19 protein-coding genes are annotated in these 20,054 nt (G+C 63.9%); 16 read left to right on the plus strand and 3 right to left on the minus strand.

Annotated elements, in window-relative coordinates:
* The first annotated feature begins 12 nt into the window (after positions 1 to 12).
* Positions 13 to 1,389: a uracil-xanthine permease family protein gene (locus tag M5C71_RS23190; RefSeq protein WP_248768808.1), complete on the plus strand. Its 1,377-nt coding sequence runs from the start codon at positions 13 to 15 to the stop codon at positions 1,387 to 1,389.
* 202 nt (positions 1,390 to 1,591) lie between these two features.
* On the plus strand, positions 1,592 to 2,944 hold the full coding sequence (locus M5C71_RS23195; protein WP_248768809.1) for an OprD family outer membrane porin: 1,353 nt from the start codon (positions 1,592 to 1,594) through the stop codon (positions 2,942 to 2,944).
* A 142-nt stretch (positions 2,945 to 3,086) separates the two neighbouring features.
* Here the strand turns inward: M5C71_RS23195 and M5C71_RS23200 are convergent, their stop codons facing one another.
* Positions 3,087 to 3,302 carry a DUF2790 domain-containing protein gene (locus M5C71_RS23200; protein WP_248768810.1) on the minus strand — a complete coding sequence of 72 codons (216 nt, stop codon included), beginning with the start codon at positions 3,300 to 3,302 and terminating at the stop codon, positions 3,087 to 3,089.
* Positions 3,303 to 3,945: 643 nt separating this feature from the next.
* Here M5C71_RS23200 and M5C71_RS23205 point away from each other — a divergent pair.
* The 14 genes from M5C71_RS23205 to M5C71_RS23270 all read left to right on the plus strand — a co-directional run bounded on the left by M5C71_RS23205 (position 3,946) and on the right by M5C71_RS23270 (position 17,999).
* The gene (locus M5C71_RS23205; RefSeq protein ID WP_248768811.1) at positions 3,946 to 5,226 is read left to right on the plus strand and encodes a hypothetical protein; all 1,281 of its coding nucleotides are present in this window, start codon (positions 3,946 to 3,948) and stop codon (positions 5,224 to 5,226) included.
* Between the two features lie 131 nt (positions 5,227 to 5,357).
* Positions 5,358 to 7,049 (plus strand): type II secretion system ATPase GspE, encoded by a 1,692-nt coding sequence (gene gspE / locus M5C71_RS23210; RefSeq protein WP_248768860.1) that lies wholly within the window; start codon positions 5,358 to 5,360, stop codon positions 7,047 to 7,049.
* A gap of 2 nt (positions 7,050 to 7,051) precedes the next feature.
* The gene (gene gspF / locus M5C71_RS23215; protein ID WP_248768812.1) at positions 7,052 to 8,260 is read left to right on the plus strand and encodes a type II secretion system inner membrane protein GspF; all 1,209 of its coding nucleotides are present in this window, start codon (positions 7,052 to 7,054) and stop codon (positions 8,258 to 8,260) included.
* A gap of 12 nt (positions 8,261 to 8,272) precedes the next feature.
* On the plus strand, positions 8,273 to 8,695 hold the full coding sequence (gene gspG / locus M5C71_RS23220; RefSeq protein WP_248768813.1) for a type II secretion system major pseudopilin GspG: 423 nt from the start codon (positions 8,273 to 8,275) through the stop codon (positions 8,693 to 8,695).
* A gap of 2 nt (positions 8,696 to 8,697) precedes the next feature.
* Positions 8,698 to 9,153, plus strand: a complete 456-nt coding sequence (locus M5C71_RS23225) for a GspH/FimT family pseudopilin (RefSeq protein WP_248768814.1) — start codon at positions 8,698 to 8,700, stop codon at positions 9,151 to 9,153.
* Positions 9,150 to 9,548 carry a type II secretion system protein gene (locus M5C71_RS23230; protein ID WP_248768815.1) on the plus strand — a complete coding sequence of 133 codons (399 nt, stop codon included), beginning with the start codon at positions 9,150 to 9,152 and terminating at the stop codon, positions 9,546 to 9,548. The genes M5C71_RS23225 and M5C71_RS23230 overlap by 4 nt, the downstream gene beginning before the upstream one ends.
* Positions 9,545 to 10,174 (plus strand): prepilin-type N-terminal cleavage/methylation domain-containing protein, encoded by a 630-nt coding sequence (locus tag M5C71_RS23235; RefSeq protein ID WP_248768816.1) that lies wholly within the window; start codon positions 9,545 to 9,547, stop codon positions 10,172 to 10,174. The genes M5C71_RS23230 and M5C71_RS23235 overlap by 4 nt, the downstream gene beginning before the upstream one ends.
* Positions 10,171 to 10,881 (plus strand): general secretion pathway protein GspK, encoded by a 711-nt coding sequence (locus tag M5C71_RS23240; RefSeq protein ID WP_248768817.1) that lies wholly within the window; start codon positions 10,171 to 10,173, stop codon positions 10,879 to 10,881. Before M5C71_RS23235 ends, M5C71_RS23240 begins: the two co-directional genes overlap by 4 nt.
* Entirely contained in the window at positions 10,878 to 11,975 is a 1,098-nt protein-coding gene (locus M5C71_RS23245; RefSeq protein WP_248768818.1) for a PilN domain-containing protein, read from the plus strand. The genes M5C71_RS23240 and M5C71_RS23245 overlap by 4 nt, the downstream gene beginning before the upstream one ends.
* Complete coding sequence (gene gspM / locus M5C71_RS23250; protein WP_248768819.1) at positions 11,950 to 12,573, plus strand: type II secretion system protein GspM; 624 nt, start codon at positions 11,950 to 11,952, stop codon at positions 12,571 to 12,573. The genes M5C71_RS23245 and gspM overlap by 26 nt, the downstream gene beginning before the upstream one ends.
* Positions 12,570 to 13,061, plus strand: a complete 492-nt coding sequence (locus M5C71_RS23255; protein ID WP_248768820.1) for a general secretion pathway protein GspN — start codon at positions 12,570 to 12,572, stop codon at positions 13,059 to 13,061. Before gspM ends, M5C71_RS23255 begins: the two co-directional genes overlap by 4 nt.
* A gap of 58 nt (positions 13,062 to 13,119) precedes the next feature.
* The gene (gene gspD, locus M5C71_RS23260) at positions 13,120 to 15,402 is read left to right on the plus strand and encodes a type II secretion system secretin GspD (protein WP_248768821.1); all 2,283 of its coding nucleotides are present in this window, start codon (positions 13,120 to 13,122) and stop codon (positions 15,400 to 15,402) included.
* An 88-nt stretch (positions 15,403 to 15,490) separates the two neighbouring features.
* Positions 15,491 to 17,350: a DAHL domain-containing protein gene (locus tag M5C71_RS23265; protein ID WP_103495572.1), complete on the plus strand. Its 1,860-nt coding sequence runs from the start codon at positions 15,491 to 15,493 to the stop codon at positions 17,348 to 17,350.
* A 70-nt stretch (positions 17,351 to 17,420) separates the two neighbouring features.
* A complete protein-coding gene (locus tag M5C71_RS23270) occupies positions 17,421 to 17,999 on the plus strand; it encodes a DUF4337 domain-containing protein (protein ID WP_248768822.1) in 579 nt (192 codons plus the stop codon).
* A 69-nt stretch (positions 18,000 to 18,068) separates the two neighbouring features.
* Here the strand turns inward: M5C71_RS23270 and M5C71_RS23275 are convergent, their stop codons facing one another.
* Together M5C71_RS23275 and M5C71_RS23280 are read right to left on the minus strand one after the other, a co-directional pair.
* Complete coding sequence (locus M5C71_RS23275) at positions 18,069 to 18,389, minus strand: hypothetical protein (protein ID WP_248768823.1); 321 nt, start codon at positions 18,387 to 18,389, stop codon at positions 18,069 to 18,071.
* 334 nt (positions 18,390 to 18,723) lie between these two features.
* Positions 18,724 to 20,046 (minus strand): nitrate/sulfonate/bicarbonate ABC transporter ATP-binding protein, encoded by a 1,323-nt coding sequence (locus tag M5C71_RS23280; RefSeq protein ID WP_248768824.1) that lies wholly within the window; start codon positions 20,044 to 20,046, stop codon positions 18,724 to 18,726.
* Positions 20,047 to 20,054 lie beyond the last annotated feature (8 nt).

Consider the following 20,054-nt stretch of genomic DNA (forward strand, 5'->3'; position numbering starts at 1 on the left):
CAGGGCCCCGCCATGACCGCTCACCAGACTCCGCCCGCCGCCGAGCCCCAGGCCAGCGAACTGATCCTCGGCCTCGAGGACCGCCCCCGCCTGCTGATCGGCCTTCTGGCAGCGCTGCAACATTTGTTGGCGATCATCGTGCCCATCGTCACCCCCGGCCTGCTGATCTGCCAGGCCCTGGGCGTGTCGGCGCGGGACACCAACCTGATCGTCTCGATGTCCCTGGTGATCTCCGGCATCGCCACCTTCGTCCAGTGCCGCCGCTTCGGCCCCTTCGGCGCCGGGCTGCTGATCGTCCAGGGCACCAGCTTCAACTTCGTCGGCCCGCTGATTGCCGGCGGCGCGCTGATGGTCAAGCAAGGCACGCCGGTGGAAGCGGTGATGGCGGCGATCTTCGGCGTGGTCATCGCCGGTTCCTTTGTCGAGATGGGCATCTCGCGGATCCTGCCCTTCGTCAAACGCATGATCACCCCGCTGGTGACCGGCATCGTCGTGCTGATGATCGGCCTGACCCTGATCAAGGTCGGCCTGATCAGCATGGGCGGCGGTTTCAGCGCCATGGCCAACGGCACCTTCGCCAACGGCGAGAACCTGCTGCTGTCCGGCGTGGTGCTGGCGATCATCGTGGTCCTCAACCGTATCCCGCTGGTGTGGATGCGCAGCTGCGCCATCGTTATCGCCCTGGCGGTCGGCTATGCCCTGGCCGGCTACCTGGGTCGGCTGAACTTCACCGGCATGCACGAGGCCGCGCTGTTCCAGATCCCCACGCCGCTGCATTTCGGCCTGGATTTCTCCTGGGCGCTGTTCATTCCGATGCTGGTGATCTACCTGGTGACCTCCCTGGAAGCCATCGGTGACGTCACCGCCACCAGCAAGGTGTCGCGCCAGCCGGTGGAAGGCCCGCTGTGGATGCAACGGATCAAGGGCGGCGTGCTGGTCAACGGCGCCAACTCCTTGCTCGCAGGGCTGTTCAACACCTTTCCCAGCTCGATCTTCGCCCAGAACAACGGGGTGATTCAGCTGACCGGCATCGCCAGCCGGCATATCGGCAAATGGATCGCGCTGATGCTGGTGCTGCTCGGCCTGTTCCCCTCGGTGGCCGGGGCGATCCAGGCGGTGCCCGAGCCGGTGCTCGGTGGCGCGGCCATGGTGATGTTCGGCGCGGTGGCGGCCTCGGGCATCAATATCCTCGCCAGCATCCACCTGGACCGCCGCGCGCTGCTGATCATCGCCGTGTCCCTGGCCCTGGGCCTTGGCGTCTCCCAGGTACCGGAATTCCTCGCCCATATGCCGGCGGCGCTGCGTAACGTGCTGGAGTCCGGGGTGGCCACCGGTGGCATCTGTGCGCTGCTGCTGAACTGGTTCCTGCCAGAAGCACAAAAAGCCTGATCAGCGAAACCGGCGGCGGTCTTGAAAGCCGCCGTCTTGAGCCTTCCAGCCAGAAAAAAACCTGACCGAAATCAGGCTCTTATTAAACTAAAGTTCATGTCCTGCAAGGGGCTTTTGACTCGGAACTGTCACATACCGACCCTTTAATTGTTTCAAGAGTTTGCTGCTCTTATTTCAATTCTGTGACTAGGATCCGAACCCAATGAACAAGCTGTTGAGCCCCTTAGTGGGCGCCGCCCTGGCGAGTGTCACGATCTACGCCCATGCGGATTTCATCGATGACAGTCACGCCGACGTGACCCTCCTTAACCGTTACCTGAACCAGGATGGTCAAGGCGTCAGTGGCAGCACGGCCAAGGCCAAGAGCTATCACGATTGGGGTCAGGGCTTCCAGTTCGACTTCAAGTCCGGCTACACCGACGGCACCATCGGCCTGGGCCTGGACCTGCAGGCGTTCTACGGCCTGAAGCTCGACTCCGGCGGCGACCTGGACGACAAGACCCACCAGGGCCGCTACCCCGGCAGTATGTTCCCGCTGGACAACGGCAAGTCCGTCGACCAGTTCGGCGTGATCAGCCCGACGTTCAAGGCACGTTTCCTCAAGGATGAACTGCGCATCGGTACCCTGTACCAGAACAACCCGATGCTGGCCAACACCGACGGCCGTCTGTACCACCAGACCAACACCGGTGCGCAACTGGTGTCCAAGGACCTGGACAACTTCACTTTCACCGTCGGCGATATCACCCAGACCAAGATCCGCAACGAAACCGGCGACACCGGCATGATCACCGCCGGCGGCACCAAGAAAAGCGATCGCTTCCTCTACGGCGGTGCCGACTACGCCGGTATCCCGGGCACCACCCTGAGCGCCTGGTACTCGAACCTGTCGGACTACTACCAACAGGCCTTCGTCGGTGCCAAGCGTCATGACGCCTTGCCCGTCGGCGCCATCGACAGCGACTTCCGCGCCTATCGCAGCCTGGGCACCGGCGGCAACGCCGATGGCGACAGCCAGTACTCGGCCGCCGGCTACTACGGCAACGGCCTGACCAAGGGCCGGATCAACCAGTCGACCGTCAGCCTGATGGAAAGCTACAGCCTGTCCGGCCACACCGTCGGCCTGGGTGTGCAGAAGAACAGCGGCAACAGCGACTTCCCGTACCTGGACTCCGGCCTGAACAGCGGTGCCGAACTCCAGGGCCCGGGTTCGGGCGCCGACAGTCCGGCCCTGACCAATATGCAATTGAACAAATTCCAGCACGCGGGTGAGCGCAGCTGGCTGGCGCAGTACAAATATGACTTCGCCCAGTTGGGTGTGAATGGCCTGGTGTTCGCCACCACCTACGTCCATGGCGACCAGATCCGTACACCGGCCGATCCGAATGCCAAGGAATGGGAACGCGATATCTCCCTGGCCTACAACGTCCCTACCGGCCAGCTGAAAGGCCTCGGCGTGCGCTGGCAGAATGCCCATGCCAGCCCGGACATCACCGGCCAGACGATCCAGGACGAGAACCGCTTCTACGTGAGTTATGTGATCCCCATCTGGTAAGAAACCGATCCTTGTAGGAGCAGAGCTTGCTCGCGAAGAGGCCCTTGAGGCCGCCAAAAGCTTCGCAGGCAAGCTCCGCTCCCACAGTTAGGTGATGTGGTGTTTTCAATAATCCAGGCTGCTTATCAACACACTCGCTCACTCAATCCCCGGAACAACCGCTGCCCCAGGTCTTGTACTTGTACTCCTTGATCTCCCCGGTCGGGGTCTTGTAGGTCATCTTCGCGTCGACGATGCCGCAGGCATAAGGATCGGATTCCACGCTGATAACTTGCGCTATGTCTTTTCTATCCAGGGCAAAGGTTTGGGCACTGAAAAGCACGACCGCAACGGTCAAGCACTTGGTATAGATATTCATGATCACTGACTCGATATGAGAAATAGGGAATAACCCGCCGCGCTGGGCAGACTGCACCTGCGCAGGCTCTCAATCGACCATTATCTATGGATTAAGGAAATGGCAGCGCTTATTAACTAATAGTTTATAAACGCCCTGACACTTAGCCAATTGAATTCTATCCAGCGTTCGTCATCGCTTCCGCCCACGGGAAAGATGACGAAATATTCATGAAACATGATATGCCCTGACGAGCGGCGCCGATCTCACCTTTCAACGGTGGGCCGTACCGCACTTTTTTCAGCACCACCCAATTTTATGCTTGATCTTATCGACTGAATTATTTGGAGAGTCTTCATCGATAACAAACTGATTTATAAACGGCTCTTCACCCCACGCCTCACTAAATGCTGACGCTAAGTCACGTAGGGGCTGAGAGTGTGCCTGAGAAGTAAACCCTCCGACAAAACAGATCGCAACCATCAGCAAAAATGACATCAACGCCTTTCGCCCACATAAAGTTCGCTCTTCATCTGACAGCCCCATTCCAAAACGACGAACGGTAATGCGAACTGTCATTTCTGACAGTAGGCGCCCTGCTTATTAAGGCTCAGTCTTTTTCCCATAGCTATGGAGCCTGACGAGACATCATGAGGATACGTTCATGAAACCGAATAAACCGTCCATCACCGGTGCCTTCAATATCGTCATTTTCTGTCTGGCCCTCACCGGGCTCAGCGCTGCGGCCCAGGCGGCCCTGGTGGATGAAGGCAGCGCCGGCGGCAACAATTGCAGGCCCGCCTCGATCAGTGATGCCGGCGTGGAAGTCGGTTCCTGCACGGACAGCAGCACCAACACCCGCCTCGCCTATATCGCCGCGACCTCGGGCAGCGAAGTGGACCTGGCGCCTCTGGTCACCGGCTATGCCTGCATGGCCGGGGCCATCAATCATACGGCCCTGGCCAGCGCCACTGTCGTCGGCCGCTGCCGGAACGCCAACGGTGTCTGGAACGCCGTCACCTGGCAGGCCAACAACCCAAGCACCACCCCGCTGCTGCTTGCACCCCGGACCGGTTTGCTCGGCCTGGGCGGGGACGTGCGCACCAGCGCCAGCGGCGTCAACCTGGCCGGTATCGTCGTCGGCGACAGCATCAGCGGCAACGGCACCCATACACCGGTCTACTGGGCGGCCGGCAGTACCAGCGCCGTGGAACTGGCCGGTGTGCGGGTCCTGCTGGGCCTGCTCTCAACCGATCCGATCAATTGCGCCGTCAGCGATATCAGCGACGCCACCCCGGCCGTCGTCCTGGCCAACTGCCCGTCTGGCGCCACGGGTATGGGCAAACCCATCTCCCTGATCTGGACCTCCCTGGGCAGCAACGCGGTCACCGTCGCCCTGCCCGCCGGGGCCAAATATTGCGAGGTCGGCCAGGTCAATGTCCTCGGCAATATCGTCGGCGCTTGCACCTTTGCCACCAGCACCCACCAAACGACCTTCTGGTCGAGTGTCAGCGCCACGCCGGTCGTCATGAGTTCCGTGGCGGTCGGCGGTGTGTCCCAAGTCAGTACCCACAACCGCGCCGTCGACATGAACGCCACCGGGCATATCGCCGGCAACTTCAGAAACACCAGCGGCGAAACCGAGGCCTTCTTCTGGAATCCGAGCACCACCACCGGTGTCGCCCTGGCTTCGATCAGCGGCGCTCTACGCGATGCCGCAGTGGCCATCGGCAACAACGACACGGTGCTGGTCAACAGCGAAACCGCCAGCGGCAACCTGCACCAGAGCCATGTCCTGGCCGGCGGCACGGCGGTCACCGACGACGGCACGTTGAGCGGCGGGTTCAACAGCGCCGGCACCGCCTTGTCGCCGGATGGGCACACCGCCACGGGCGTCAGCGAAACCACCGGCGAAGTTGCCGATGCCGATAGGCAGGCCCTGTAGCTCAACAATGCCGGCTCCGACCCGACCAACGGTCGTCAGAACTGTCATTTCTGACAGTAGCCGCCCAGGCGCTTCGGGTTCAGGCTGTTCCGACAGGCATGGAGCCTGGAGAGAGCACCATGAACGCCCTGATGTCCCATGACCTGGGCAGGCTCGCCGTCGACTGGCTGGTCGACGCCGGCCGCCTGAAGCCCGCCGATCTCGACCGGGCCCAGCAGCTGCAGGATGGCGGTGCACGACAGGATTCGACCGAGTTGCTGACGCGCCTGGGCCTGGTTTCGGAACAGGACCTCGCCCAAGCCTGGTCGACCCTGCTCGGCGCGCCCCTGCTGGCGCTGGCGAGTGCGCCCGATCTGCTGGAAAACCCGCCCGAGCTGGCACCACGCTTTCTCAAACAGCATTGCCTGGTGCCGCTGTCGGCCCCCGACAGCGAGTTGCACGTGCTGATCGCCAACCCGAACCAACCCCACGCCCTGCACGCGCTGGAGTACGCCTGCCAATGCCCGGTGCGCCTGTCCATCGGCCTGCGCAGCGATATCGAGCAACTGATCGAGCGCTACTACGGCCAGGGCCGCACGGCGATGGGCACGCTGATCGAGAACCTGGAAGACGACAACGGCAACCAGAAGACCGATATCGAACACCTCAAGGACCTCGCTTCGGAAGCGCCGGTGATTCGCCTGGTCAACCTGCTGCTGCAACGGGCGGTGGAGCAGCGCGCGTCGGATATTCATATCGAACCCTTCGAGAACCAGCTCAATGTCCGTTACCGGGTCGATGGCGTGCTGCACCTGGCCGAAGCCCCACCCGTGAGCTCCTCGGCGGCGGTGATCTCGCGGATCAAGATCATGGCGCGCCTGGATATCGCCGAACGCCGCCTGCCCCAGGACGGCCGGATCATGCTGCGGGTGCAGGGCAAGGAACTCGACCTGCGGGTCTCCACCGTGCCCACCAGCTTTGGCGAGTCGGTGGTCATGCGCCTGCTCGACCGCCAGACCCTGTCCTTCGACTTCCCCAGCCTGGGCTTCGACGGCGCCCGCCTCGAAGCCTTTCTCGACGTGCTCGAACGCCCCCACGGCATCCTGCTGGTCACCGGCCCGACCGGCTCGGGCAAGACCACCACGCTGTACACCGCCCTCGCCCGGCTGAACACCGCCGAACGCAAGATCATCACCGTCGAGGACCCGGTGGAATACCAGTTGGAGGGGATCAACCAGATCCAGGTCAAGCCGGCCATCGGCCTGGACTTCGCCGAGGTGCTGCGCTCCATCGTGCGCCAGGACCCGGACGTGATCATGATCGGTGAGATGCGCGACCTGGAAACCTGCCGGATCGCCATCCAGTCCTCGCTGACCGGTCACCTGGTGCTCTCGACCCTGCACACCAACAGCGCCGCCGCGAGCATCACCCGCCTGCTGGACATGGGGGTCGAGAGCTACCTGATCGCCTCGACGGTCAACGGCATTCTCGCCCAGCGCCTGGTGCGCCGGCTGGCCCCGGAATGGCGGGAAAGCTTCGAGGCGCCGGCGGAACTGGTGACCGAGCACCAACTGCAGCGGTTTACCGACGAACGCCCGATCCGCCTCTACCGCCCACGGCCGAATGCCCCCGGCAACGGTTATCGCGGACGCAGCGCCCTCAGCGAGCTGCTGGTGATGAACGAGACCCTGCGCTCGCTGCTGATGCGCCATGCCGACGCCGCGACACTGGAGCAGGCCGCCCGGGCCAACGGCCTGCGTACCCTCTACGAAGACGGCTTGCGCCAGGCCCTGGCCGGGATCACCAGCCTGGAAGAGGTGCTGCGCGTCACGCGCGGCGATTGAGCATGGAACATTATCGTTATCGCGCCCTGGACCCCACCGGCAGTACCGTCAGCGGCGCCCTCGACGCCGAGGGCGAGGACGGCGCCGCCAGCCAGTTGCAGGAACGCGGCCTGCTGGTGTTGCAGATCGAACCGGCAGCGGCCGGCAGCACACCGGGCGGCAGTTGGTTCAATCGCCCGCCGCTGAATGCCGATGAATTGGAGCGCTTCACCCAGCAACTCGCCACCTTGCTCGACGCCGGCCAACCGTTGGAGCGGGCCTTGAACACCCTGGTCCGTCAGCCGGGCAAACCCCAGGCCAAACGCCTGCTCGAACGCATCCGCGACCGGGTCAAGGGTGGCCAACCGTTGTCGGCGGCGATGGCCCTGGAAGGCCCGCCGTTCACGCCGTTGTACCTCAGCCTGGTGCGCGCCGGGGAAGCCGGCGGCGCCCTGGGCGAAACCCTCGGGCAACTGGCGGCCTACCTGGAACGGGCGCAGAAAGTCCGTGGCGAAGTGGTCAATGCACTGATCTACCCGGCTTTCCTGCTGGTCGGCGTGCTCGGCTCGCTGGTCCTGCTGCTGGCCTATGTGGTGCCGCAATTCGTGCCGATCTTCAGCGGCCTCGGCGTGCCCGTGCCGCTGATCACCGAAGCGATCCTTGCCCTCGGCCAGTTCCTCGGCAACTACATCCTCTACCTGCTTGCGGCCATGGCCGTGCTGGTCGGCTGGCTGGCCCGGCGCCTGCGCACGCCGCAAGGCCGTCGGCAATGGGATCGCCTGATGTTGCGCGCCCGGGTGATCGGGCCATTGCTGCTGCGCCTGGAAACCGCCCGCCTGGCCCATACCCTCGGCACCCTGCTGAGCCAGGGCGTGGCGCTGATCAGCGCCTTCGATATCGCCCGCCAGGTCTGCCGCAACCAGGTGGTCCGCGACGCGGTGGACCAGACCATCGTCCGGGTCAAGGACGGCAGCCGGCTGTCGGCGGCCATGGAAACCACCGCGACCTTTCCGGAACTGGCATTGCAGATGATCCAGGTCGGCGAGGAGTCCGGGCAACTCGACCGCCTGCTGCTCAAGGTCGCGAGCATTTTCGACGCCGAGGCCAGGCGCCATATCGACCGCCTGCTCGCCGCCCTGGTGCCCTCCCTGACCCTGGTGATGGCCGCCCTGGTCGGACTGATCATGCTGGCCATCATGCTGCCGCTGATGAGCCTGACCAATAACCTCTGAAAGGAAGCCGCCATGACCGCCAGTCGCTCACCGCGTTACCGCCACCAAGGTTTCACCCTGCTGGAAATGCTCGCGGTGATCGTCCTTCTCGGCGTGATCGCGACCATTGTGGTGCGCCAGATCGGGGCCAATGTCGACAAGGGCAAGTACGGCGCCGGCAAGGCGCAACTGGCCAGCCTGTCGATGAAGATCGAGGGTTATGCCCTGGAGGTCGGGACCCCGCCCAGGGACCTGGTCGACCTGACCACCGCCCCCGCCAATGTGCACAACTGGAACGGCCCCTACGCCAAACCCAGCGACCTGCTGGACCCTTACGGCCACCCCTTCGGCTATCGCTATCCCGGCGCCCACGGGTCCTTCGACCTGATCTTCTACGGCAAGGACGGGCAACCCGGCGGCGACGGCTACAACACCGATGTGGGCAACTGGGAATAGCCATGGCCAAGCCACACGCTGCCCGGGCGTTCACCTTGCTGGAAATGCTGGTGGTGATCCTGATCATCTCCGTTGGCGCCAGCCTGCTCGCCCATAGCGTCGCCGGCGGCCTGGAAAACGCCCGTGACCGCCAAGCCAAGCGCGAGCTGAGCCTGGCGTTGCGTAATGTGCGCAGCCAGGCGGTGCTGACCAGCCAGCCGACCGCCCTGCACTTCGACCTGATCCGCAACAGCTATCGGGTCGCGGGCCAGGCCGAGCATCTCCTGCCCGCCGGCATGCACCTGCGCCTGACCACCGCCGCCGAGCTGTCATCGGCCCGCGAGGGGGTGATCGAGTTCTATCCCGACGGCGGTTCCAGTGGCGGCAATGTCTATCTGGAACACGGCCCGAGCCATTGGCGGGTGGATGTCGCCTGGCTGACCGGCAAGGTCAGTTGGCAGGACGGTGCCGGCCCATGAAAACACCGAACCAAGGCGGCTTCACCCTTCTGGAAATGCTCGCGGCGGTGGTCCTGCTGAGTATCGGTTTCGCCGTCTACCTGAATGCCATGGCCAGCACGACCCAGGCCCTGCTGCGCGACGAACAGAGCACGCGCATGGCGCTGCTGGCCAAGACCCTGTTCGACGATCAGAGCCGCAAGCTGCTCAAGCCAGGACACTGGCAGGGCAACCTGGCCCAGGTGCAATGGCAACTGACCGCCAGCGCGCAGCCTGCCACCCCGCAACCGGGCACCCCACAGGTGGACCGCTACCGACTGGAACTGGTGCTGGAACAGGGCAGCCGCCAGGAACGCTTCGTCACCTGGCGCGCCCAGGGCGCCACGCCAGGAATCATGCCGGGAGCCACGCCATGAAATCGCGGCTGCGGGGGTTCACCTTGCTCGAAGTGCTGGTTGCCCTGAGCCTGCTCGGGCTGTTGATGGTGCTGATCGCCTCGGCCCTGACCGCCAGCAACCGCACCCAGGAACTCGGCGAACGCTATTCCAACCGCCTGGACGAAGTCCGCTCGGCCCAGGACTTCCTCAGGAGCGCCGCGCAACAGGCCTATCCGGCGGTGTTTCGACGGGACGCGAACAACAACGCCGAGGTGTTCGACGGCGAAACACAACAGATGCGCTTCGTCGCCCCGCTGCCCGCGCGACTTGCTGGCGGCCTGCAACTGCACGTGTTCTCCCTGGTGGACAACCGCCGCGGTTCCAAGGACCTGCAAGTGGCGTTCTTCCAGTTCGACTCCCAGGGCCTGCATGCCTGGGGCGAACCGCAGATCCTGCTGCCCGACCTGGACAACTGGCAATTGAGCTACCGTGGCCTGGACCCACGTTCTCAGCCCACCGACTGGCTGCCCCGCTGGCCCTGGCCGGAGCGCCTGCCACTGGCGATACGCGTCCAGTTGCAGGCCCACGGCCCCATTCCCTGGCCGCCGCTGGTGGTCGTCATCCGCTTGAGCCTGGGCCTCGATGAAGCCCAGGTCTCGCGATGAACGGCCAACGCGGGGCCGCCCTGGTCCTGGCGCTCTGGGCCTTGGCGCTGTTGAGCCTGATAATGGCCGTGGTGGTCGGCACGGTGCGCCTGGAAAACCGCCAGAGCGCCTATGCACTGCAACACGCCCGCGCCCTGCTCGCCGCCGAGTCCGGCCTGGCGCTGGTGGTGCAGAGCCTGGTGGCCAAAGTGCCGGGGATGATCGCCGACGGCCGCACCTACCACCTGACCCTCGAAGACGCGCAACTGACCGTCGAACTGCGCAGCGAACGCGGCAAGCTCGACCTCAATCAGGTCACCCCCGAAGCGTTCGACCAGGTACTGGGTTACCTGGGCGCCAGCCCCGCCCAGGGCCGCAAACTGACCCAGGAGCTGCTGGCTCGCCGCAGCGGCAACGACCCGCTACGAACCATCGAGCAACTGCAGGGGTTCTCTGCCATGGACCGGGCGCTCTATGGGCAACTGGCGCCGAACCTGACGCTCTGGACCGGCCTGCCCCAGCCGGACCCGACCTATGCCACCGCTCCCTTGCAGGCCGCGCTCAAGCTGCCGGCGCCCGTGGCCGAAAGCCCGGCCGGCCCGATCTACAGCGCCCAGATACAGGCCATGCTGGTGGCGCCTTTTACCGCCAACCTGAACGTGACTTTCCTCCTCAACCCACAGGCCGAGGGCACGCAACTCTATCGCGTGCTGCGGTGGCAGGAATGAAGACACTCCAAAGGCCCTGGCTTGGCCCACTGCAAACCACCACCACACGGCTGGCGCAGCGTTGGCAAGCCTCCCGACTGCCGGTGTTCCTGCGCTGGTGGCGCCGGGAGCTGATTGCCTGCCTGCCCCGGCGCTGGCGCGAGCGCCTGGAATCGTCGAATCAGGAGCACCTGCTGCACTGGCACGAAGGCGCCCTGCATCACGCCGCCGAATACGCCGACTCGGCTGCGACGGCACCGGCCCAACGCCAGGTCTTGCTGCTACCTAGCGAACAGGTCCTGCTCAGCCGCGTGCAACTACCCCTCGCCGCCGCCGCCCAGGCCCATGCGGCGCTGGCCTTCGAGATGGACAAGTACACGCCGTTCAAGGCCGCCCAGGTCTATTTCGATACCCTTCGCGACCCGCGCGAAGACCGCACCCGGCCGGTGTTCGAACTGACCCTGGTGGTCGCCCTGCGCGAACGGATCGACGCGATCCTCGATGAGGCGGCGCGCAACGGCCTGCGCATCGATGCCATCGACGCGCTGGATCGCAACGGCGCACGCCTGCACGTCAACCTGCTGCCCGCCCGGCGCCGTCCCCAGGAGCGGCATCCGGCCCGACGACTGCGGCTCAGGCTGATATGGCTCGGTGCAGGCCTGCTGCTGCTCGCCATGCTGATGTGGGTGCATAACCGCCAGCAAGCCCTGGACGCCATGAACGCCGAGGTCGCCGCGCTACGCAACGACACCCGGCAGATCCAGGGGCTGCGCCAGCAGCTCAACGACCTGCTCGACACCGGGCGCTACGTGCAAACGCAAAAGACCCTGGCACTGTCCAGGACTGCGCTGCTGCAGGAACTGACCGCCTGCATTCCTGGCGACACCTGGCTGGAACAGTTGGATCTCGATGCCCAGGGCACCCTGACCCTCAGCGCGCAAAGCAGCCAGGCCAGTGACCTGATCGGCAAAATGAAGACCTGCACGGACCTGCGCAACCTGCAGTTCCAGGGGGTGATCCAAGCCGACGCCGGCACCGGCCAGGACCGACTCAACCTGACTGCCCACCTGGGTTCCCGGGAGGAGCGCCATGCCCTTGCGCCTGACACGCCGTGACCAACGCGGGGCGGCCCTGCTATTGGCCGCGCTGGGGCTGATTGCGGCCTACTTTATCGGTATCCATTGGTGGTTCACCGCGCCCTTGCAGTCCATCAGCGAGGACATGGACACCCTTCGTGCCCAGCGCCAACGTTACCAGGCCCTGGAGCTCCAGCGTCCCATCCTCGAAGCGCAACTGGCACAAGCCCGCAACGCGCCGAGCAGCAACGACAGCCTGCTGCCGGACGCCGATACCGGCGCGGCCACCGCCCAGCTGATGCAACGGGTGGCGACACAACTCCAGGCCCTGGCCCCCGAGGGCGGGGACTGCAGCATGACCAATCGCATGCCGATCCCGGTCGTCGACAGCGCGCCGTACCGCCAGGTCAAGGTCAGCATCAACCTCGACTGTGCCATCGAACCCCTGGCGAATCTGCTCTATGAGCTGGAACACCAGCCGGTGGCGCTGTTTGTCGAAGCCCTGAGTATTCGTCGCAACCCGGTGCCGGCCCCCGATGCCAATCACCGCCTGGCGGTGCAGCTGCAAATCGGCGCCTACCTGAACAACCCGCCGGAGAAGGATCCCCCGGTCAGTAAAGGGGAGCCAAAAACATGAAAAACCCGGGCAGGCCGACGTTTTGGCTGAGCGCCTGCGTGGTATCGCTGGCGGTCCTCTGTCTCGCCCTGTTCGAGGGCCTGGGCGCGGGCATCGAGTGGTACCCCGACCAGGTTCATAGCCTGCCAACCTCGTCTGTCACACCGACCACGGTGCAAGCCCCCCCGGCGCTGGCGGCCTATGCCGAGATCTGGGAGCGCTCGCTGTTCAACCGTGACCGCAAGCCCGACCCGGTGAGCAGAAACGAACACGACACGCAATCGCTCGCCGGATTTTCCCTGAATGGCATTGCCGTTTCCCCGGCGTTGCGCAAGGCGCTGTTCAAGACCCGGGAGGGCAAGAACCTGAGCGTCGCGGAAGGCGAAACCCTGCCCAATGGCTGGCGGATCGAACGGATCACCGCGCAAACCGTGTCCCTGAGCTTCAAGTCCACCCAGCAGGAACTGAGCCTTCCCGTTTTGAAACTGCCGGCCAGCGCCGTGCATTAAGACCACCTCGGTGCCCCGCACCGCAGGTGCCGTAAGGGCCGCACAAGGATGAACCACTGTGATCGAACGTGCCGTCTACCCCTGCCTCATCAGTTTCATCCTGCTCTCGGGCTGCATCGCGCCGGCGAACAATGATGAAGTGCATGACGACCAACTGCTGCGCGACGGCCTGTCCGGCACCGGGCCGGATCGCCCGCCCCTGGCGCCGACCGTGCCCCGCGCTGGCGTTGCGGCCACGCCACTGGCGGCAACGACCTCGGGGTCACAGATCATCCGCGGCAGCCAGAGCCTGGTGGCACGTGGCGGCACACCGCTGAAGCCGCCGACGACGTCCCAGGGCAATGACGGCACGATATTCAATTTTGCCGGCGTGCCGATCCAGGCGGTGATCAATACCATCCTCGGCGATGTACTCAAGGAGAACTACAGCATCGGCCAGGGCGTGACCGGCGAGGTGACCTTCTCGACCTCCAAGCCGGTGGACAAGGCCCAGGCGTTTGCCATTCTCGAAACCCTGCTGTCCTGGACCAACAACGCGATCATCCGCCAGGGCGAGCGCTACCTGATTCTCCCGGCCAACCAGGCGGTCGCCGGCCAGCTCACGCCCCGGCAGTCGATTCCGGAACCGGGCAGCGGCCTGACCGCGCGCTTTTTTGTGCTGGAGTACATTTCGCCGCTGGAAATGCAGAAACTGCTCAAGCCCTTTGCCCGGGAGAGTGCCTTCCTCGCTGTCGACACCTCGCGCAACGTGCTGGTGATGGCCGGCACGCCGGATGAACTGAACAACTACCAGCAGACCATCAACACCTTCGACGTCAACTGGCTCAAGGGCATGTCCATCGGGGTGTTCGGCCTCAAGCGCGCCAATGTCAGCCAATTGATGCCGGAGCTTGAGCGACTGTTCGGTGCCCAGAGCGGTACGCCGCTGGCCGGCATGCTGCGTTTTCTGCCCATCGAGCGGACCAATGCGATTGTCGCCATCTCGCCGCAGCCGGAGTACCTGAATGATGTACGCCGCTGGATCGACACCATCGACCAGGGCGGCGGCGACGAACCGCAGATGTATGTGTATGACGTGCGCAACATGAAGGCCACCGACCTGGCCCGTTACCTGCGCCAGATCTACAGCGACGAAGCGGTCACCGAAGAAGGCGCGGCCCAGGTCGCGCCGGGGCTGCGTACCGTGACCCTGAACAGCAACGGTTTCGGCAGTGGTTTGGGCAACGGCCTGGGCAGCACCGCCGGCAGCAGCGCGGGGTTGTCCGGCGGCACCGGCAACGGCCAGGGCCTGCCACCGCCCGTCAGCAGCACGGCGGGCACCTCGCCGGAAAAGACCAACGACTTGCAACTCGCCCCGCCCGGCCAGGCGAATGCCGCGCACGCGCCGATCAATGCCAACAACCCGACCAACTCGGTGCGCATCACCGCGCAGAAAAGCAGCAACCAACTGCTGGTGCGCAGCCGGCCGACCCAATGGGCCGAGATCCAGTCGGCGATCCAACGGCTCGACAACCCGCCCCTGCAGGTGCAGATCGAAACCCGGATTCTCGAAGTCGGCCTGACCGGCTCGCTGAATCTCGGCGTGCAGTGGTACCTGGGGCGCCTGGCCGGCAACTCGACGACCGCCGGCATCGCCAACGCCTCCGGCAGCCAGGGCGCCCTGGGCCAGGGTGGCGCGGGCCTCGGCGCCACGGATTCGTTGTTCTACTCGTTTGTCAGCAACAACCTGCAAGTGGCCCTGCATGCCCTGGAAACCAACGGCAATACCCGGGTGCTGTCGGCGCCCTCGCTGGTGGTGATGAACAACGAACAGGCGCAGATCCAGGTCGGCGACAACATTCCGATCAACCAGACCACCATCAACACCAGTACCACCACCATCAGCACCAGCTCGGTGCAGTACATCCAGACCGGGGTGATCCTCGATGTCATCCCGCGGATCAATCCCGGCGGCCTGGTGTACATGGAGATCCAGCAACAGGTCAGCGATGCCAGCACCACCGTCGATGCCAACGGCAACCCGACCATCTCGACCCGCGCGGTCTCGACCCAGGTGGCGGTGCAAAGCGGGCAGACCATCCTGCTCGGCGGCCTGATCAAGCAGAACCAAAGCGCCACCGACAACAGCGTCCCTTATCTCGGTAAGATCCCCGGCCTGCAATGGCTGTTCGGCAATACCCAGCGCCAGCACGGCCGCTCGGAACTGATCGTGCTGATCACCCCGCGGGTGATCACCGGCAACAGCGAGGCCCGGCAGGTCACCGACGAGTACCGCCAACAGTTGCAGTTGATGAAACCCCTGGAGACTCGCCCCGGGAACGCCGCCCATGCAAAGAAATGACACTTTTCCAGCACTTGCAGACCCAGCGGCACTACACTTTGCGAAAAGAGCCGAAGCCGCCACGTCAACCGGACACAGGAAGTACGCAATGATGCGATGGAGCCGATATAGAAGTGCGGCGCTGGTGACCCTGTTTGCCATTCTGGTCAGCCTCCTGGCGTTCCTGCTGATCAAGGCCTTTTCCCGGGAAACCTCCACCTATTTCGAGTCCCGCGACCTGCTCCGGCAGCTCAAGCAGCTGGATGCCAGGCTCGACGCGAAGATTCTCAAGACCCGCATCAGCGACGAATACAATTACAATCTGCTGGCCATCCCCATCGCCGATTCCAGCCGACGCTGGGACCAGTTGGTCGCGCAGAACAGCTCCCTGGACAACTCCAGCATCTGGCAGGCGCGCAAGAAGGCCTACCTCGACGCCACGGCGGAAAAGAACAAGCTGATCGAGCAGTTCCAGGCCCACAACACCGCCTTGCGCGATGACCTGGAAACCCTGTCGGCGATCGAAGACACCGTCCAGACCGACCTGGAACCCTTCAGCGCCGAACACCCGGTGGAAACCCTGAGCGTGCTCTACAGCGCCTCGAAGCTGACCTTGAGCGCCCTGGAATATGCGCAGCACGTGTCCAATGGCAAAGCCGACAAGATCGAACGGCAGATCCAGCACCTGGCGGCACAAAAGACCAGCCTGCCAGCGGCCCTGGGCCCGTCCATCGACAAGCTGATCGCCCAGGCCAATGTGGTGGTCAGCGAACAACCCCAGGTCAATGACCTGCTGGACCGCATCGGCTTTATCCCGGTGGCCGCCAGCCTCGACGGCATCAACGAACTGTTGAATGAAATCCAGCGCCGCGCCGAGCTCCAGGACCGCCAGTACCTGATCTATCTCAGCGTGTGCGCGGCGCTGATGGCCGTGCTGGTGTTCTACCTGATCATTCGCCAGTTGCGCAGCTATGCGCTGATCAATCAGATGAACAGCGCCTTGCAGCTGTCCAACGACCGCCTCGAACAGCGTGTCGAAGAACGCACCCGCGAACTCAAGGAAGCCCAGAGCGAGCTGATGGACGCCGCGCGCACGGCCGGCATGGCGGAAATCGCGACCAACGTCCTGCATAACGTCGGCAACGTGCTCAACAGCGTGAACATCTCCGCCGATCTGGTGACCCGCAAGATCCGCTCCAGCAAGGCCCAGGGGCTGACCAAGGCGGTACAGTTGATGAACGAGCACGCCGACGACCTGGGGGACTTTGTCAGCCGTGACGAAAAAGGCAAGCTGCTGCCGGCCTACCTCAACCAGCTGGCCGCGGCCGTCGCCACCGAGCAGACCGAGATCATCCAGGAACTGGCGCAACTGAGTAAAAGCGTCGACCACATCAAGGAAATCGTCGCCACCCAGCAATCCTATGCCGGCGCGGCCAAGCTGCTGGAAGCGGTGAACATCACCGACCTGTTCGAAGATGCCCTGCGCATGAACTCGGGGGCCCTGAACCGGCACAAGGTCACGGTGCTCAAGGACTACCACCCGGTCCCGACCTTTCTCGGCGACAAGCACCGGCTGCTGCTGATCCTGATCAACCTGATCAGCAACGCCAAGTACGCGGTGTCGGACCTGACCAACCGCGACCGGGACATCACCCTGGGCGTGCGGGTGGTCGACGGCAAGACCCTGCGCATCAGCGTCAAGGATGAAGGCGAAGGCATTGCGCCGGAAAACCTCGCGCGGATCTTCACCCATGGTTTCACCACCCGCAAGGACGGTCACGGCTTCGGCCTGCACAGCTGCGCCCTGGCGGCGCTCGAGATGGACGGCCGCCTCTACGTGCACAGTGACGGTCCGGGCAGGGGCGCCCTGTTCACTCTGGATATCCCCCTGCAAACCATCCATATGCAAGACGAGCATCCTGCGGCGAACGCCTCCCCCGCCTCGGTATATTCGAATATTCATCAATGAGAGAGAGCCATCCGCCAGCACTCGCTTTACACTTTGTCCCCGCCCTTCTTCACCCAAAGATCCGTCCCTGATGACCGAAAACTTCGAAGTCCCAAGCCCTCACGAAAAACACGTCGAACACACCACCGAACACGCCCATGCCCGTGGAGACGGCTTTGCCAGCCGGATCGCGGTGATGACCGCGATCATGGCCACGATTGGCGCCATGCTCAGCTACCAGGCGGGCTCCACGGAAAGCGAAGCGGCGATGGACAAGAACAACGCCGCGATCCTCAAGACCGAAGCCGCCAACCAGTGGAACTACTACCAGGCCAAGTCCAGCCGGCAGAACCTCTCGGAGATGGCCAGCCATATCCCGGGCCTGGACGCCGCGCATTACACCGCCGAGGTCGAGCGCTACAAGAAGGAAAAGGAAGTCGTGCGGCAGAATGCCGAAGGCCTGGAAGCCAAGAGTCGCGAGTGGGATGACAAATCCGAGCAGGTCCTGCACCAGCACCATCGCTGGGCCCAGGCGATGACGGCGATCCAGATTGCCATTTCGCTGGCGGCGATCACCTTGCTGACCCGCAAGGAATGGCTCAAGCGCCTGGCCTACACCGCGGCGGGTATCAGCGTGGTGCTCGGCGGCCTGGCCGCGTTGCATATCTGAAACGATAACGCCCGACCTCAGTCAACCCGGTACCGGCCGGGCTGACTGATGGAACCCTGTGACCGCGGCTTACGCCTTGGTGCTGATGGTTTCGCCGATCGGCTGACCGCTGCCGTTGGAAACGGCTTTCGGTGCCGCAGTGGCCGTGGTGGTGTGATGCTGGTGCTGGTGCTTTTGCACCAACTTCTGCGCTACGCGGTCACCATGGCTGGCTTCCTGGGCGGTTTGTGCTGCGGTTTCGGTCGCTTCCTTCAAGGCATCGGCGACGACGCTGGCGGTGGTGGTGGTGGCAGTAGTGGAAGTTTTCTGTGCAGGTGTCGGGGTCGCCTGGGACTGACCGGCAATACGCACAGAGACTGGATTTGCAGCTGGAATTGCGCCGATGGACATCGGACTCTCCTTAAGTTGGGATCAGTAGACGTGCCCGGCCATGACTTGGACTGGAGCACGGTTCACTACTTACTGTCTCGACCCTTCAAACTGGCCCGCCTGCGAAACAACCGGAGGCAAGGGAGAGATTGATCCTCGGCATGTACCCGATCCGTTACGGTCAGGTGAAAACTTCGGATATCCCGGATCTGCGAGGGGTTCGCAGTCAGGTACAAACAGGCCTGCACACCGCGGAACCTCTGGGAGCCGGCTTGCCGGCGATGGCGTCCGAATGGACAGCGCAAGGCTCAAGGGCCTCATCGCTGGCAAGCCAGCTCCTACAGGGGTTGCGTTATCAGATCTCGCCTTCCACGTCTTCCAGGCTGAAGGTTTCGGTGGTGTCGTTGTAGGAGAAGATCTCGGCGTAGCGGCCCCAGCTGATCACGCTTTCCAGGGTCTGCTCGACGAAGTCTTCGCTGAGGGAGTCTTCCAGTTCCTGTTCGAAACGCACCCGCGGCGCCCAGTGCCCGTTACGCTCCTGCAACACCTGGCGAATCCGCGCCGCCAGGGGCACGGTGCGCAGCAGGTGCTCGGCAAACATCACCTTGCGTTCCTGGGTGCCGTCTTCGGCAAAGCGCTTGCCCGAGTCGGTCAGCTTGATATCGGCCCCGCGCAGTTCGGCAAAACCCAGGTGCTCGAGCATCTCGGCCACCGGAAACAGGTCATCGACTTCCAGCAGCAAGCGCTCGGCGACGTTCGGCAAACCGGCATGGCCATGGTACGGCTCGGCCGCCAGGGCTTCGATCAGACCGGCCATCAGGTTGGTCGGCACTTCCGGCAGGCGGCTGCCCAGTTGCAGCTCAGCCTTGCCGGTGCGTTCGTCGGCACTGCGACGGTTGGTCATCAGCGCGTAGATATCGTCGACCATCTTGCGGAAGATCGGATCCAGACGGTTGCGCGGGTGGGCGAACGGCACCTTGATCTGCGCCACGACGCGCCCCGGGTTGGACGACAGCACCAGGATGCGGTCGCACATCAGCACCGCTTCCTCGATGTTGTGGGTCACGATCAGGATCGACTTGATCGGCAACTGCCCGCCGCTCCACAACTCCAGCAGGTCGGTCCGCAGGTTTTCCGCGGTGAGCACGTCGAGGGCGGAAAACGGCTCGTCCATCAGCAGCAGGGTCGGGTTGACCACCAGGCCGCGGGCAAAACCCACGCGCTGGCGCATGCCACCGGACAGCTCACGCGGATAGGCGTTCTCGAAACCGTCGAGACCGATCAGGTCGATGGCCGCCAGTGCGCGCTTGCGCGCTTCCTTGGGCTCGACCTGCAAGGCCTGCAAGCCGGCTTCAACGTTTTCCAGCACGGTCAGCCAGGGAAACAGGGCGAAGGTCTGGAACACCATCGCCACGCCCTTGGCCGGACCGTCCAGGGCTTCGCCGTTGTACAGCACTTCGCCGGAAGTCGGCTGGATCAGGCCGGCAATGATCCGCAGCAAGGTCGACTTGCCGGAGCCCGAGCGCCCCAGCAGCCCGACAACTTCGCCTTCGTGCAGGTGCAGGTCGACTTCGCTGAGTACCTGACGCTCATCCTTGCCGTTGCCAAAGCCCTTGCTCACATTGGTGAGCGAGTAGATTTCGCGGGCGCTGCTGGTGTATTCGATATGACTGTTCATAAGAGCGG

The organism is Pseudomonas sp. MWU12-2345 (genome assembly GCF_023242385.1).
Classification (GTDB): domain Bacteria; phylum Pseudomonadota; class Gammaproteobacteria; order Pseudomonadales; family Pseudomonadaceae; genus Aquipseudomonas; species Aquipseudomonas gingeri_D.

Coding starts and splice junctions, on each gene's coding strand:
- M5C71_RS23190 (WP_248768808.1), top strand. CDS start 13: ATGACCGCTCACCAGACTCCGCCCGCCGCCGAGCCCCAGGCCAGCGAA.
- M5C71_RS23195 (WP_248768809.1), top strand. CDS start 1,592: ATGAACAAGCTGTTGAGCCCCTTAGTGGGCGCCGCCCTGGCGAGTGTC.
- M5C71_RS23200 (WP_248768810.1), bottom strand. CDS start 3,302: ATGAATATCTATACCAAGTGCTTGACCGTTGCGGTCGTGCTTTTCAGT.
- M5C71_RS23205 (WP_248768811.1), top strand. CDS start 3,946: ATGAAACCGAATAAACCGTCCATCACCGGTGCCTTCAATATCGTCATT.
- gspE (WP_248768860.1), top strand. CDS start 5,358: ATGTCCCATGACCTGGGCAGGCTCGCCGTCGACTGGCTGGTCGACGCC.
- gspF (WP_248768812.1), top strand. CDS start 7,052: ATGGAACATTATCGTTATCGCGCCCTGGACCCCACCGGCAGTACCGTC.
- gspG (WP_248768813.1), top strand. CDS start 8,273: ATGACCGCCAGTCGCTCACCGCGTTACCGCCACCAAGGTTTCACCCTG.
- M5C71_RS23225 (WP_248768814.1), top strand. CDS start 8,698: ATGGCCAAGCCACACGCTGCCCGGGCGTTCACCTTGCTGGAAATGCTG.
- M5C71_RS23230 (WP_248768815.1), top strand. CDS start 9,150: ATGAAAACACCGAACCAAGGCGGCTTCACCCTTCTGGAAATGCTCGCG.
- M5C71_RS23235 (WP_248768816.1), top strand. CDS start 9,545: ATGAAATCGCGGCTGCGGGGGTTCACCTTGCTCGAAGTGCTGGTTGCC.
- M5C71_RS23240 (WP_248768817.1), top strand. CDS start 10,171: ATGAACGGCCAACGCGGGGCCGCCCTGGTCCTGGCGCTCTGGGCCTTG.
- M5C71_RS23245 (WP_248768818.1), top strand. CDS start 10,878: ATGAAGACACTCCAAAGGCCCTGGCTTGGCCCACTGCAAACCACCACC.
- gspM (WP_248768819.1), top strand. CDS start 11,950: ATGCCCTTGCGCCTGACACGCCGTGACCAACGCGGGGCGGCCCTGCTA.
- M5C71_RS23255 (WP_248768820.1), top strand. CDS start 12,570: ATGAAAAACCCGGGCAGGCCGACGTTTTGGCTGAGCGCCTGCGTGGTA.
- M5C71_RS23265 (WP_103495572.1), top strand. CDS start 15,491: ATGATGCGATGGAGCCGATATAGAAGTGCGGCGCTGGTGACCCTGTTT.
- M5C71_RS23270 (WP_248768822.1), top strand. CDS start 17,421: ATGACCGAAAACTTCGAAGTCCCAAGCCCTCACGAAAAACACGTCGAA.
- M5C71_RS23275 (WP_248768823.1), bottom strand. CDS start 18,389: ATGTCCATCGGCGCAATTCCAGCTGCAAATCCAGTCTCTGTGCGTATT.
- M5C71_RS23280 (WP_248768824.1), bottom strand. CDS start 20,046: ATGAACAGTCATATCGAATACACCAGCAGCGCCCGCGAAATCTACTCG.